Origin of the sequence: Danxiaibacter flavus (assembly GCF_041060425.1) — a bacterium.
Lineage (GTDB): Bacteria > Bacteroidota > Bacteroidia > Chitinophagales > Chitinophagaceae > Danxiaibacter > Danxiaibacter flavus.
On sequence record NZ_JAULBC010000001.1, the window covers coordinates 502,149 to 515,954 of the forward strand.

At 40.8% G+C, this 13,806-nt stretch carries 13 protein-coding genes and 1 tRNA gene; 3 read left to right on the top strand and 11 right to left on the bottom strand.

What is annotated here, in order from left to right:
• Nucleotides 1-62: 62 nt before the first annotated feature.
• Nucleotides 63-719, top strand: coding sequence for a protein-L-isoaspartate(D-aspartate) O-methyltransferase (locus QTN47_RS01925; RefSeq protein ID WP_369327621.1), 657 nt, complete (start codon nt 63-65; stop codon nt 717-719).
• Between the two features lie 247 nt (nt 720-966).
• Here the strand turns inward: QTN47_RS01925 and QTN47_RS01930 are convergent, their stop codons facing one another.
• The 3 genes from QTN47_RS01930 to QTN47_RS01940 form a co-directional block, all read right to left on the bottom strand.
• Nucleotides 967-3,693, bottom strand: a complete 2,727-nt coding sequence (locus tag QTN47_RS01930; RefSeq protein ID WP_369327622.1) for a TonB-dependent receptor domain-containing protein — start codon at nt 3,691-3,693, stop codon at nt 967-969.
• A gap of 109 nt (nt 3,694-3,802) precedes the next feature.
• Nucleotides 3,803-4,414: a DUF445 domain-containing protein gene (locus QTN47_RS01935; RefSeq protein WP_369327623.1), complete on the bottom strand. Its 612-nt coding sequence runs from the start codon at nt 4,412-4,414 to the stop codon at nt 3,803-3,805.
• Between the two features lie 59 nt (nt 4,415-4,473).
• Nucleotides 4,474-4,547 (bottom strand) — tRNA-His (locus QTN47_RS01940).
• Nucleotides 4,548-4,792: 245 nt separating this feature from the next.
• Here QTN47_RS01940 and QTN47_RS01945 point away from each other — a divergent pair.
• Together QTN47_RS01945 and QTN47_RS01950 are read left to right on the top strand one after the other, a co-directional pair.
• On the top strand, nt 4,793-6,928 hold the full coding sequence (locus QTN47_RS01945; protein WP_369327624.1) for a carboxy terminal-processing peptidase: 2,136 nt from the start codon (nt 4,793-4,795) through the stop codon (nt 6,926-6,928).
• Between the two features lie 231 nt (nt 6,929-7,159).
• Entirely contained in the window at nt 7,160-7,672 is a 513-nt protein-coding gene (locus QTN47_RS01950; RefSeq protein WP_369327625.1) for a UpxY family transcription antiterminator, read from the top strand.
• Between the two features lie 61 nt (nt 7,673-7,733).
• Here QTN47_RS01950 and QTN47_RS01955 read toward each other — a convergent pair whose 3' ends face one another.
• The 8 genes from QTN47_RS01955 to QTN47_RS01990 form a co-directional block, all read right to left on the bottom strand.
• Nucleotides 7,734-7,889 carry a hypothetical protein gene (locus tag QTN47_RS01955; protein WP_369327626.1) on the bottom strand — a complete coding sequence of 52 codons (156 nt, stop codon included), beginning with the start codon at nt 7,887-7,889 and terminating at the stop codon, nt 7,734-7,736.
• Nucleotides 7,890-8,003: 114 nt separating this feature from the next.
• Nucleotides 8,004-8,996, bottom strand: coding sequence for a glycosyl hydrolase family 18 protein (locus QTN47_RS01960; RefSeq protein WP_369327627.1), 993 nt, complete (start codon nt 8,994-8,996; stop codon nt 8,004-8,006).
• 112 nt (nt 8,997-9,108) lie between these two features.
• On the bottom strand, nt 9,109-9,564 hold the full coding sequence (locus QTN47_RS01965; RefSeq protein WP_369327628.1) for a cupin domain-containing protein: 456 nt from the start codon (nt 9,562-9,564) through the stop codon (nt 9,109-9,111).
• A gap of 35 nt (nt 9,565-9,599) precedes the next feature.
• Nucleotides 9,600-10,646, bottom strand: coding sequence for a methyltransferase (locus QTN47_RS01970; protein WP_369327629.1), 1,047 nt, complete (start codon nt 10,644-10,646; stop codon nt 9,600-9,602).
• A 158-nt stretch (nt 10,647-10,804) separates the two neighbouring features.
• Complete coding sequence (locus tag QTN47_RS01975) at nt 10,805-12,103, bottom strand: GAF domain-containing sensor histidine kinase (protein ID WP_369327630.1); 1,299 nt, start codon at nt 12,101-12,103, stop codon at nt 10,805-10,807.
• Nucleotides 12,104-12,105: 2 nt separating this feature from the next.
• Complete coding sequence (locus QTN47_RS01980; RefSeq protein ID WP_369327631.1) at nt 12,106-12,510, bottom strand: pyridoxamine 5'-phosphate oxidase family protein; 405 nt, start codon at nt 12,508-12,510, stop codon at nt 12,106-12,108.
• Nucleotides 12,507-12,986 (bottom strand): hypothetical protein, encoded by a 480-nt coding sequence (locus QTN47_RS01985; protein ID WP_369327632.1) that lies wholly within the window; start codon nt 12,984-12,986, stop codon nt 12,507-12,509. Before QTN47_RS01985 ends, QTN47_RS01980 begins: the two co-directional genes overlap by 4 nt.
• A gap of 6 nt (nt 12,987-12,992) precedes the next feature.
• Nucleotides 12,993-13,733: a LytR/AlgR family response regulator transcription factor gene (locus tag QTN47_RS01990; RefSeq protein ID WP_369327633.1), complete on the bottom strand. Its 741-nt coding sequence runs from the start codon at nt 13,731-13,733 to the stop codon at nt 12,993-12,995.
• Between the last annotated feature and the right edge of the window lie 73 nt (nt 13,734-13,806).

The window sequence follows — 13,806 nt, forward strand, 5'->3', positions numbered from 1 at the left end:
CCCACATTAATTCGTATCTTTTGGAAGCGGCTATGTAGTTATAGTACCTTTGTATTTGCACTATGAGAGAATTTAAAGATACTTACCGGCACAAGGGATTGCGGATGCAATTGGTTAAACTGTTACAACAGAAAGGAATAACGGATGAAAATGTATTGGATGCAATCAAAAACATTCCCCGTCACTTTTTTTTAGACTCAGCATTTGACAAGATAGCCTATGAAGACAGAGCTTTTCCGATCGGAGAAGACCAGACAATTTCCCAGCCATACACCGTGGCATATCAAACCCAGTTATTACAAATAAAACGTTCTGACAAAGTGTTGGAAATTGGTACAGGCAGTGTGTACCAGGCATCTGTACTGGCAGAAATGGGAGCAAGGGTTTTTACAATCGAGCGGCAGAAGAAATTATTTGAACTGAACAAAAACTTCATTCTAAAAAGCAAATATCCCAATATAAAATTTTTCTATGGCGATGGTTTTGAAGGACTGCCCACTTTCGCTCCCTTCGATAAAATCATCATTACAGCAGCAGCGCCATTTATTCCTCCCAAACTTATTCAACAACTGAAAGACGGCGGGCTGATGGTAATCCCCGTAGATGAAGGCAATAATCAGCGCATGTTGCGTATTACAAAAATGGCCGATGGTTCCTTGCAGGAAGAGGCCTTTGATCTGTTTTCATTTGTACCCATGCTTACCGGAAGAAACGGATAGAAGTTATACGTTGTAAGTCATACGTGATACGTTTTTTACATTGTAGATCGACAGGGAATAATCGTTAGCGCACAAAAAATTAGAATAAGAAAAGGTACGTTACATCTGCAACGTACCTTTTCTTATTTTATAATCTTCGCTTCGATAAACGTACTACGTATAACCTATAACTTACCACTCCCTTCGCTCTGATAAACGTATTACGTATAACTCACAACTTATAACGTATAACTTACAACGTACCACTCTACTGATTGCCCATCATATCAGAGCCACCACTCTGATCAGCTTTCGTGTTTTTGCGTTTGAAGAGCGATGCATCAAACTTGCCAAAACGGTATGTGATATTCAAACGAAGTACTTGCGGGTCTCTCCTTCTTTCAGAATCCTGGATCAGGTAAATGGATTCCGCATGTGTGCTGTAAAGCTGTGTTCTGAATATATCATTCATGCTAAGAATAAGAGATAACGTATTGCCTCCTTTCCATGCAAAGTCTTTTTTGACAGCCATGTCGAAACCATATCTCGGATTAATATAACCCTGCGATGCACCAAAGTTACTACCGCCAAACATGCCGCCACCGCCGCCGCCGCCACGGCCACCTCCGCCACTGCCGCCACTGCCTTGAGGCAGAATTGTTCTGGCTTGATAATCGCCTGAGAACTGGATAGAAAAGCCTTTTGGCAGTTTGAAGCTGTTGTTCCATTTACCAAACCAGCTGAAACGCTGATTGTTTGCCGGTGCATCTTTAAGGGCCGTATTGTTGTTGATCTGGGTATTGTACAAATTCACGTTTAATGTCATGTCCCAAATCTTGACGATCTTAAATCTGTCAGTCAATTCAAGTCCGTACGTAAAGCTATTGTTTGCATTTACATAAGTACTGTATGTAATCAGGCTATCTGCATTCGGATTATTTTTAAACGCCGGATTTGGTCCCTGGTACAGGTAGTTGGTGATCAGGTTGTCGTTGTATTTCAAGTATGCAGTTGCAAGAAAATTTGCGTCTTTTGCATAATTGTTATTGTAAGACAGTTCAAACACATGGGCGAATTCTGGCTTCAATGCAGGGTTACCTACTGTAGGGTTCTGCGGATCTGTAAAGTTTACGACAGGAAGTAACTGGAAGAAGCTTGGTCTGTTAATTTTGCGGGTCACGTTCAACTGCAAATCAGATTTGTCATTGAGTTTGTAAGTGATATATGCACTGGGGAAAAAGCTTACGGGATAGCTCACCTTAAAGCTGGTGTCCTGTTTGGCAATGCCACCGCCGATCAACGTTCCATTGTAGCTGGAACTTTCAACTCTTAGTCCTAACTGGTAAGACCATCTTTGTCCTGATTTAAAACTATAGGTAGCATATGCTGCATACACCTGGTCAGTGTATTTATAACGGCTACTGATATTAGGTACCAGTGTGTCATTATAATACTGGTAGTTATCGTTACGGAAGTTACGGATGGCCGCCCTGACACCACCTTCCAGTTTTGTGGTTTCACTTATCGGGTTCTCATAATCGCTTTGAATGGTTAGAAACTTGTTGTAGCCGCTACCGTTGTTAGCTTGCGTCCAGCTATAGTCCTTCGTTCCGTTTGGTATTGTTGTAAACGAATAGATGTCGCTGGTATTGGTATTTTTGCTTGAGTTATAGTTAACATCAGCAGTGATATCATGGCCATTCTTTTCAAAATTATGTTTGAAGCTCAGTTGGCCTCCGGCATTTTTGAAGTCAGCCTTACTAAGTGAGTTTACGTTGCTGTTTGAATAGTATGCGGGGCTTGTTTTAAGGATGGTTGAATCTACTGTTTGTGGCTGATCGTTATTGAATGAACCGTGTACATAACTTCCGCTTAAGGTAAGTGTATTGCGGTTATCAATAAAATAATCAAAACCGCCTCTTAAAAATGCAAACTCACCATTGTTTACGCCGTTGATATTTTGATTGATGATAGATGTAACCTCAGGAGGAGTAGTTGTTGAAAGATTCTGCCTTGTAGTTGAATTCGTATATTTTGACTTTCTCTGGTTGTAGTTTCCGCTCAGGAACATGTTTATTTTACCCTCGCGATAGTTGAAATCTCCACCAAGATTTACTTTAGCACGAGAATCGATTCCAGCCCGTATGCCGCCGTTATATCCCTTTTTCTTGTTTTTCTTCAATACGATGTTTAATATACCGCCGCCGCCACTTGATGCATCAAACTTTGCAGAAGGGTTAGTGATCAATTCTACTTTATCAATAATGTCTGCAGGGATCTGATCAAGCGTTAGCGTGGTAGGTCTGCCATCTACAAAAAGAATTGGAGCAGCGTTTCTCAGTGTAACGTTTCCATCTATATCAACATTCACAGAAGGAATTTGCTTCATTACTTCTGTTGCGGTCTGGCCGGAGCTTACAATATTTTTGTCAACGTTAAATATTTTTCTGTCCACGCCCATTTCAAAGAATGGTTTGGTGGCAGTTACTGTAACATCGGCAAGCGTTGCATCTGTTTGTGCAAGTTTGATGTTGCCAAGATCTTTGTCAATCGCGCTCATCATTTGTTGCATTCTGTCTGCACCACCAGTTGCTCCGCTTTGTGCCTGTCCGTTCTGACCACCGGCTCCGGGCATTTTAAGGCCGAATGAAACAGGTTGATCATAGTCTGCATAGCCTATTGCTGTTATGCGTAAACGCAATTTGCCAAAAACGGGTACATTCTCAAGACTAAAATCGCCGTTAGGCTGGCTTATCACAGTAGCAGCAATTTTGTCTTTTAATTGTTTTGTTGCGGTGTCGAATCGTGAAGCGATCAGTTGAACAGAAGTACCTTCTAATCCTTTATTTGTTTTAGAGTCAACTATTTTTCCATAAAGATGCCCAACATTCATGTTGCGTGCACCTCCCTGTCCTCCTCGCGCTCCCCCGCCCGGCGCCTGTGCCAGGGCACTTGTGATCACCAATAGTAACAGGACTGTAAAATTGAATTTCATAAAGATGAGTAATTATATATAAAGCAATAAAAATCGCAATATGAAGCAAGGCTTTTTTGTAGTGTAAAGAAACTACAGCTAATCGTCATTCAATTATTTATTCGGCTGCCTATCTGAAATTGTAGGCAACCAACATCAGCAAAAGCTGCACTAAACCTATTGTAAATCCAATAATTGTTCCCATCAGCCTGATAGACCGGATTTTTTCAGTGAGTATTGGAAGAAAGGCTGATGCTAATTTTTCCGGAGGCATTGATGCAATCTTTTTTGAAACTATTTCCGCCGGATTGAAATCCTGTTGCAGTTCGCGGGCGTAATTTTTCATTACTTCAGGGAAAAGTGTCTGCAGCTCTTCCATAAAAAGGGCTTTAAGCTGTGCAATTGTTTTGTCGCCAATAAACATCCCGATCATTGGAATTGCCTCTCCAAGCTTAACCCGTAGAAAATGATCAACATGTTCATCTATAAAAGGCATTATTTTTTGCAGCGTTTCCGGATCTGCCAGTTTTTTTTCCAGTTCTGAAGATGAAAATAATCCGGCGGCAAAAGTGCCGGCTTCCCGGGCGAGTTGTTGTTGTGTCCGCGAAATGATTCCCGGTGTTGTTTGACCGGTGTTTTTTTGTGGCTTTAGAGGGTGAAAAAGATATTTGGCGGCAATTCCGGCTATCAGCCATCCTAAAAGGGCTCCAGCTACAGGAACACTAAGCAACCAAAGCATCATAATCAATAATTTAAAATAAAAAACCCTGCAGATGTTTCTGCAAGGTCTTTGTAATGAAGGGAGGCTGATGGGTTTCGAACCCACGGCCTCAAGTGCCACAAACTTGCGCTCTAACCGACTGAGCTACAGCCTCCGTGTGCTTTATTTTCAAAGCGGGTGCGAAAATAAGAAAAATCATGAATTGAGCAAAAAAAAGTGTAATTTGTTTAAGTGGTGATGTTATAACTACGAAAATATTTGGTGTTTAGGGTTGTTTATTAGGTAAAAACTGCTGCATCAACACTGCACAAACCTTTGTTAATTAGAAATAGTTGGTAGATTAGCGTGTATAATATTCAATTATTTTTGGAAGGCATGACAAGCAAAATATTTAGAATTATGATGAGTAGAAAAGTATGGCCATTCATTCTTATTATGGTGGTGGGTGGAACTTTTTGGGCTTTTAAGAGTAAAGGCGGTACTGACGATAATGTGTTCGCCAAGCAACAAAAACTACTAATAGCGATTGGTAATATCCTGGAGCAAAGGCATTATAGTCCCAAAGTAATTGACGATAGTTTTTCCGTTAGAGTATTTAAAGACTATCTGTCATCAATGGATCCCGATAAAACAATATTTCTTCAGTCTGATATCGACGTGCTGAAAAAATATGAAACCACGCTGGATGATGAGATTCATGGTGCTCCCCTGCAATTCTTCCCCGCTGTTGGTGTGGTTTATGAAAAGAGGATTAATGAAGTAACCAACATTTATAAGGGAATTCTTGAAAAACCTTTTGATTTTAAAGTAGATGAAACTGCACAGCTTGATGGCGATAAACTTGGCTATCCCGCTACAGAGCAGGCAAGACAGGATTTGTGGAGAAAGCGTTTGAAGTATATGACACTTGAGCGCTATGTTGATTTGCAGGATCAGCGCGAAAAAAATAAGAAAGTTGACAGCATTGCAAAGAAAACAGATGCAGATCTTGAAAAAGAAGCAAGAGATAAAGTGCTGAAAACAATGGATCGCACTTATACCCGTCTTAAAACAAAGCTGGACGAGAACGAACAGTTCAGCCTGTATGTAAATACCATTACAGGTGAAATGGATCCACATACAAACTATTTTCCTCCTGTTGAAAAAAGAGCTTTTGATGAAGATATGAGCCGCAGGTTCTTTGGAATTGGTGCCCAATTGAGAGATGAAGATGGCGGAATAAAAATCGTAAGCCTGATTACAGGTGGCCCGGCATGGAAGAGCGGCCAGGTGCAGGTAAACGATATTATCATGAAAGTGGCTCAGGGTTCAGAAGAGCCGGTTGATCTTGGTGGCTTTGCGGTGACAGATGCTGTGAAACTGATTCGTGGTAATAAAGGAACAGAAGTAAAACTTACGTTGAAAAAGGCTGACGGTACAATTAAAACTGTTTCCCTGATAAGAGATGAAATTGTGGAAGACGAGTTGCTGGTTCGCAGCGCAATTGTACACGACAGCGCTGGCAAAAAGATAGGATATATTTACCTGCCTGAATTTTATGCGGACTTTGAAAGACCTGATGGAAACAGGTGCTCAGCAGATGTTGCAAAAGAAGTAGCTAAGCTTAAAAAAGAAAATGTTGCCGGCATCATCATAGACCTGCGTTTTAACGGCGGTGGCTCTTTGGTTGAAGTTGTGCAAATGGTTGGCCTGTTTATTAAAAATGGTCCGATCGTACAAGTGAAAGACAGGAATGGTGCACCGGATGTATGGAAAGATACTGATGAGTCTGTTCTTTATGACGGTCCGCTGGCTGTAATGGTAAATGAACTGAGCGCTTCGGCTTCTGAAATATTTGCAGCAGCGATCCAGGATTATGGAAGAGGCATCATTATCGGTAGTACTTCTACTTACGGAAAAGGAACAGTTCAGAAAAATATTCCAATTGGCAAGCCAGTTGACTTTTTAACCGGAGCCACTGAATATGGTGCTTTGAAACTTACTTTCGAAAAATTCTACCGCATTAACGGTGGATCTACACAGCTGAAAGGTGTAACGCCCGATGTGGTAATTCCCGACAGTTATGAATACCTGAAATTCAGGGAAAAGGATAATCCTTCAGCATTAACCTGGGATCAGATTCCAAAATCAACTTATGCATTGTGGAACCAGAATGGTTATGCAGATATCGTTAAAAGAGCTGATGAAAGAATCAATAAAAATGCTTCATTCTCACAGATTAAGAATAATACTCTGTGGCTGAGCAAAAATGTAGATAAAGAATACAACCTCAATATCAACAAGTATAAAGAGGAACAAAAGCTTATCCGCAATACTGCAAAACAAAATACTGACCTGGCAGCGCTTTCAAAACCAATGAAAATTGAACCTGCAATAGTGGACCATGATAAGTTCTATAACAATACAGATAAGGGTAAACAAGACCGTTACCAACAATGGTTAAAAGGTTTGCGTACTGACCTTTATATTGACGAATCAGTAAGAATTGTTGCAGATATGGCTAACGCGGCAGGAACAACAACGGTAAAGCGATAGTTAACAAAAAATCATATAAAAAGGGAGCAGCAAGTATGTTTGCTCCCTTTTTTGTTGCCAAAAAATAAAGGATTTTTTTAGCACTAAAAATCGATTGAAACGGTTATTATTGCTGTGTATAGCTTCAAAAAGCAGGTGGACCGGTTGCCCGATAGTTTACCGGCAAAGTCACATTGAATTGGTAGTTATATCCTTAAAAACTAATTTTACCAGCCTGTAGTGTTGAAAAATATGAGCGAAGAAAAAAAATGGTACGCCATTTATACTAAACCCCGTTGGGAAAAAAAGGTCTCCGCACTTCTTGCGCAAAAGAGTCTGGAAGCCTGGTGTCCCGTCCAGAAAATCAGGCGCCAGTGGAGCGACCGTAAAAAAACTGTCCTGGAACCTTTGTTTAAATCTTATGTTTTTGTTCATGTATCGGAAAAAGAGAAAACCGATGTACTACGCACAGGCGGCGTGGTTAATTTTGTGTATTATTTGGGTAAGCACGCTGTCATCCGGCAGCGCGAAATAGATACAATTAAGGCTTACCTGTTGGAAGAAGGTGCACAGATCTCCGTTGAATCATGGGAATCTTTAGCCGAGAATATCAAAGTACAGGTGACACAGGGTGTTTTTATGAATAGTACAGGTACTGTTGTGCGTTCCAGTCATAAAAAAGTATATGTAAGGCTGGAAAGTCTTGGACAGGTAATGATGGTTGAGTTTCCTGTCGCACATGTAGAAAGACTGGCCGAACGGTAGACAAATTAATAAGCAACCAGAAATTATAATGCCGTTCATTTTTGTGAACGGCATTGATTTTTTATGAACCTCGTTGAGCCCTGCCTGTCACCCGCGTGGTTTTAGCTGCGGCTTTAGTATTACCTTTCCCTGATTTTGGCGCCGCTAATCCTGTTTTGTTTGCCTGCTGGCTTCCTTTCTTTTTATCCTTGTTTTTACTGGCATCAAAAAGTGACATACGCTTTAATTTAGTGTAGAAAGATAAGAAGATTTACGCTTTTTGTGTGCAGATTTTGATTAACGGAATAAGCGGGATGGTTGGACAAAAATGAAGGACCGGATCATCCGGTATTTATTTGCCATGCAATTTTATCTCATCATCAATTGCCCTTAAAAGAGAATTTTCGCCATCGGCATCCTGTAATAACTGCCAAAACATTACGCCGCCGGCTTTTTTCAGCGCCAGTTTTGTTTTTTCTCTGATAGTTTTCAGCCCGTTGTAATACAATATAGAACTGTCCCGCAAAACAAGTTCGTCTTCATTGATCTTTTCCGGAAACTGGCGTGCGATGTCTTGAAATGACATATAGCCGGCGCCCTTCGGGCCAAAACTGTAACCATAAAAAGGAAGGCCGAGATAAAGTTTTTTCCTGTTGAGTTTGCGTGTTTTGTTCCAATAAAAAAGATCGTCAACCGCCATTTGGTAGGAAGAATGTTGTCCGGGCCTGGCAGGATCCCACGGGCCGGTTTTGTCGTAAGACATGATGGTGATGTAATCCAGTTGCTTTAATGCTTTATCTGGCAGAACATCTTTGTAAGCAGTTGCAATGGCTGCAGTAATTATTTTGTTGCTGGTCTTAAGCGCATTTTTCAAATCGAAAATAAATGCTTCGTAATTGCTGTCAATCCGGGCTCCCTCCAGATCAACATCAATTCCTGCAACGTTATATTGCCCGGCAATCTGTGCCAGGGCCTGTACAAAAGCTTTTCTGTAAGGTGCCGACAAGAGTTTTGAGTAATACGCTGGTGCATTGCCACCGCCGATTGATAAAAGCAGTTTCAGGTTATGCTCCCTGCAAAATGTACTCAGCGAATCAATAAAGGGTTGATAGCTAAAATTGCCATTCGAATCCGGATTCACGAATGCATAGTGAATATGTGTGATCCGCTCCACGTCAATCCGTTTAAAAGCTTCAGATGTGCGGCCGGGAAAATAAGCAATCACCGGAAATCTTAAGTTGCGGTTCGTTGTACTGCTTTGTGTCTTTCCTGTATTTATCGCCAGAAAGAAGAAAATAAAAATAAGGAAGTTGGGTTTCATCCATCCAAGATAGACAAAGTTCATCTTTAGAAAACTGCAGAAAGAAAAACATCTCTTTCCAAAAAAGAGGTTGCGTTCTTTTTAGAATGCAACCTCTTCACCTGATACCTGATACCTGACACCTGATACCTTAAAACTATCCGCTGGTTGAAGCCGAAGCCAGGCCAATTACTTTTTCAATTACAGAAGGATCATTAGGAGGAAGACTGCCTGTGGCTTCTGATCCTATTTCAAAAAAGTACTTTTCCAAACCAGCAGGGGAGAGCATTGTTAGCAATCTGCCTTTTGTTTTGCCTACATTTCTGAAAGTATGCAATGTACCTTTCGGAATATGGATAAAATGACCAGCCCCGGCTTCAATTTGTTGTTTTCCGCGGACAAAAGAAAACTGCCCGTCTAAAACATAAAATGCCTCATCCTCCAAATGGTGGATGTGCCGGGGCGGTGCACTACCAGGCTGTATGCAACCCTCTGTTATCGTAAATGCTCCGCCCGTTTGGTCACCTGTAATATGAAAAGTATACAGGTCACCAAGTACCCGTAAGGATGTTGATTTTTCTGCAAAGAGCTTAAGCTTATTCAGTAAATGCATGGCTTCGTTTTTTTAAGAGGAAGAATTTAAATAGCTTATTTATAAGCAATCAATGCGCTCGAAGGACCGGTGAGATGCATAATGTCAACCTGTTTAAAGCCTGCTTCCTTTGCCCAGCCTGTAAAGTCTGCGGCTGTATAATCAAATCCGCCAAATGTTTCAAGCAGCATATTCAGTGACATAAGCAGACCAAATGCATTTTCTTTCCTTTCGTCGTCAATCACATTTTCAATAACCACAAATGCGCCTCCGTCAGGTAAAGCATCATAGGCCTTTTTGATCAGTATTTTCTTGTCTTCCAAACTCCAGTCATGCAGAATGTTGCCCATTGTTATAATGTCGGCTTGGGGAAATGGATCTGTAAAAAAGTTACCTGATACTACTTGTACACGGTCGGCCACTTCGTTGTTGTTGATATTGCGTTGAGCGATCGGAGCAACTTCCGGAAGGTCAAAAGTTGTTGAAATTATTTGCGGTTGATGAATGGCGATCTGAATGGAAAGATCACCACCGGCACCACCTATATCACAATGTGTATAGTATCCTGAAAAGTTGAACTGGTTGGCAAAAGCGATGAAATTACCAAGCTGAATGCCACCCATTGCATGAATAAATTCTTCAAGACGTTTTTCATCTGCATATAATGCTGCAAATACTCCGTCGCCGCCATTCTTTACTTCATTTTGGGGAAGACCCGTTTTTAAACCTTCGCCAAGATCTCCCCAAAAAGAATAGACACGATTGTTGGCCATGGCAAGAATACCACCCATGTAAGATGGCCGCTTTTTGTTGAGGAAAATATCCGTTTCCAACGAGTTGGCATATTTAGCTTGTGAGCCCTGGCCACTGCGGCAAAGGAACTTCATCGCAACGAGTGCATCGAGAAAATCTTCAATGCCCCTGCCGTGTAATTGCAATGACTCTTTGATTTCGGCTGAAGTTTTACTGTCATCAGAAAGCAATGTAAAAAGGTCAAAACCCACGGCGGTCAGTAATACTTTAGATGACCAGAAGGCGAAGCCGGTTTGCATAATTCGGGAAGGATTGATTACTACCTGGTTTGAGATTGTTTCAGTTAGCATAAGATTAGTTTTATGAATGAATAATTTGAGACCGTTTTATAGTGATGTGCTAAAAACGTAAGGCTAAATTATTCATCCACAAAGCGGTAATGGGCGCAATGGCAATCAATGGTGCGGTAGATGGAATGAACGGAAATAAATAGAGAATAAAAGATTAACTATGAGAGAGGGAGCGTTACACGAACTATTGTTTTCTTATTTAGTACACTATCAACTTCTATATTCCCACCATGCATTTTTACGAACTCTTTTGCAACAAGCAGTCCAAGGCCGGTACCTTTTTCGTTTTCCGTTCCGCTGGTATTCTTTTTTTCACCAGCCTCAAATAGGAAAGAAAGTTTTTCCGGCGCAATTCCTACTCCGTTATCTTCAATTTCAATAACAGCCTGATTATCCTCCAGGTTTGTTCTCAATTTAATTACACTTCCTCTGGATGAATATTTAATTGCGTTGCTTAAAAGATTTCTGAATACTGCAGTTAAAAGATCGTAATCTGCGACGACAGGTGTAACAAGAGTATATTCAGTGTGAATTGTAAGTTCTTTTTGAAGAAGCTGATCGTTATAAATTTCAGTAACATCATTCAGCAGATCTGAAAGGCTTGTGCGTTCCGGGTGATATTGTATTTCTTTCGTTTGCGCGAGCGCCCAATTCAACAGGTTGTTAAGTAGCGTATTGAGCTTATTAACTGACTGATCAATGCGCTGGGAAAGCAGATCAATTTTCTCGCGTTCATTTTGTTTGTTGTAGTGACCTACAAGTTTGGCTATGCTTTGAAAGGAAGTGATCGGGCCTCTCAAATCGTGACTGATGACGGAAAAAAGCCGGTCTTTTGTTTGATTGCTCTTGCGCAGTTCTTCTGTTCTTTTTGCAATAATATCCTCCATCGAATCGAACAGTACAGAGTTTTGAATAGAGACTGCAATAGCTTGAGAGAGTGTAATGAGAAAAGCTTCGTCTTCTTTGCTGAATACACTTAGGTTATAGCTTTCAGCCAGCAATACAGCCACAAGTTCGTTATTGGCGATAAGTGGAATGGCTATCTGGCTTTCGGGATTATCCAGTCCCGGAAGTGTTTGTGCGACCTGTTGCGGAAGACTATTGTTAACTGCCAGGTAATCTTTTTTTCTTCGGATGCCTGTAATATTAATAGGCAATCTTTTTACAGCAGCCAATCCCGCAATGCCGGTTCCGAATGGTATGGAAAAGCCCGTATGATCTTTTTCGTAACCATAGCTGCATTGTACAACCAGATTTTTCAACGCTTTATCCGGCAACAGAATAAGACTGTAATGAATATAAAACTGATCGTTTAATATTTTCAGAATGTTTTGCAGTTTATCGGGCAGACTCAAAACTTTGTTCAACTCGAATGTAACCGTTGCCATCAGGTGATTTTTTCGCCTGGCTTCATTCAGTTGTCGTGTGAGTAATTGAAGTTGATTATCATCTGTCATAACTACAATGGATAAAGACGGGTTACTTCTATAATTTCAAAAAGATCCGCTGCCAGTAAGTGAAATACATCAGTCATGCCTTGAACACCCGCTATTACTTCAAGCTGTAATTTCATTTGGTCATAAATAGAACCTTCCGCCCGGGATTCTTTAAACCTGAGTTGCATTTTGTACAACGCATATGTCACTGGTGAGGTAAGCACAACACAAACCATCGGGTTCTCAGTAATGTTCCTTACTGTTTTATTAAAGAATTGCCTGGACAATGCCACGTGTGTATCATCAACATAAAATACCTGCGATACATATGTAACATTTGGTATGCCATCCGCTGATGCAGTAGAAACGACTGCCGGAATTACGCCCTCAAAAGCGGGCATCATTTCTTCTAATATCTGCTCATTCATTTGTTGTCCTCCAGGTCTATAACCTGCCTCCCTGTGCCTTTGTGCGGTGTCTGTTCATAAATATAGCGTACGTTGAATGTCACTGCAAAAGATGGCCGGTGGAAATATGATTGAAAAAGCGGCTCCTTTAAAAATCCAAATGATGTTGTGATGTCTGTAAATGCATCGAAATATTTTCGTTGTAATGCTTCCTCTTCCTGTGTACAGGGGCGAATAGACTGGTAGGTGCCTTTATACTGATAACTTTCAAAACTTGGAACACAGGTGGCGGCAAGTGCAATGTTGGTGTTGAGCTGCAGATTGTGTATGAATTTTTTTCCAAAAACCTCACTGATAAAAAAGGTGATATTTCTAATGTCGTTTACTTCAGCAATGCCGGCGCAACGGACGATTTCCGGTGCGTTGTTATCGTCGCAATTGGAAGCCCAAAGCGCCGATGGCTCTGTTAAAAGTTGATAATATGGTGTATCGTTCATAAGTAGTTAAATCAGTTTAAGCTTGCTAAACAAAGCGTCTTTATATGTTTTTCCGATGGGAATTTCTTTGCCCGCTATTTTAAGAACACTGTCATCAAGGTTTACCTCTTCTATTGCTTCTGTTTTTACTGCGAATGATCTGTGTGTCTGAATAAAGCTATTGGCGGGAAGTTGGTCCAACAGGTTTTTCAAACGAATGTTAACTGCATAGCGGCGTTCTTTCGTATGTACATAACAGTACTTTTCTTCTACTTCAATAAACAATAGATCTGTTATAGGAATTTTCAAAAGACGGTTGTTGTATTTAACAAAGAAGGCGTTGTATGAAACATCTATTTTATAGGCCGTATCCTCATCTTTCTTTTCATTGGCCGGATGGTTATTAAAAAGCGCCAGTTCCATTGCCAGTTGAAGGTTTCTTTCATTGTAAGGCTTAATAATATAAGCAGAAGGATTGGTTTGCCTTGCTTTTGCAAAAGTTTCCGAATCAGAAAATGCCGTTACGTAAATAACAGGTGTTTGGCGAATGGCCGATGCAATTTCCACAAATTCAATTCCGTTCAGCGGACCGTTAATTTCTATATCCATCAGCAGGAGATCCGGCGGCTGTTGTTTAAACAATTTCAGCGCGTCTATCGCATTGTCAACAATTGAAAATTTGGAATAGCCCGATTCCGGCAACAACATTTGCAGGGTTTCGGCATGTATTGGGTCGTCTTCTACCGCAAGTATGTACAAGTCAGACATGACGTTTGTTTCCATGAATTGATCGACTTATGATTTTGCAAGCCAATTGATATCTTTTATAGCAGGGTGTGTT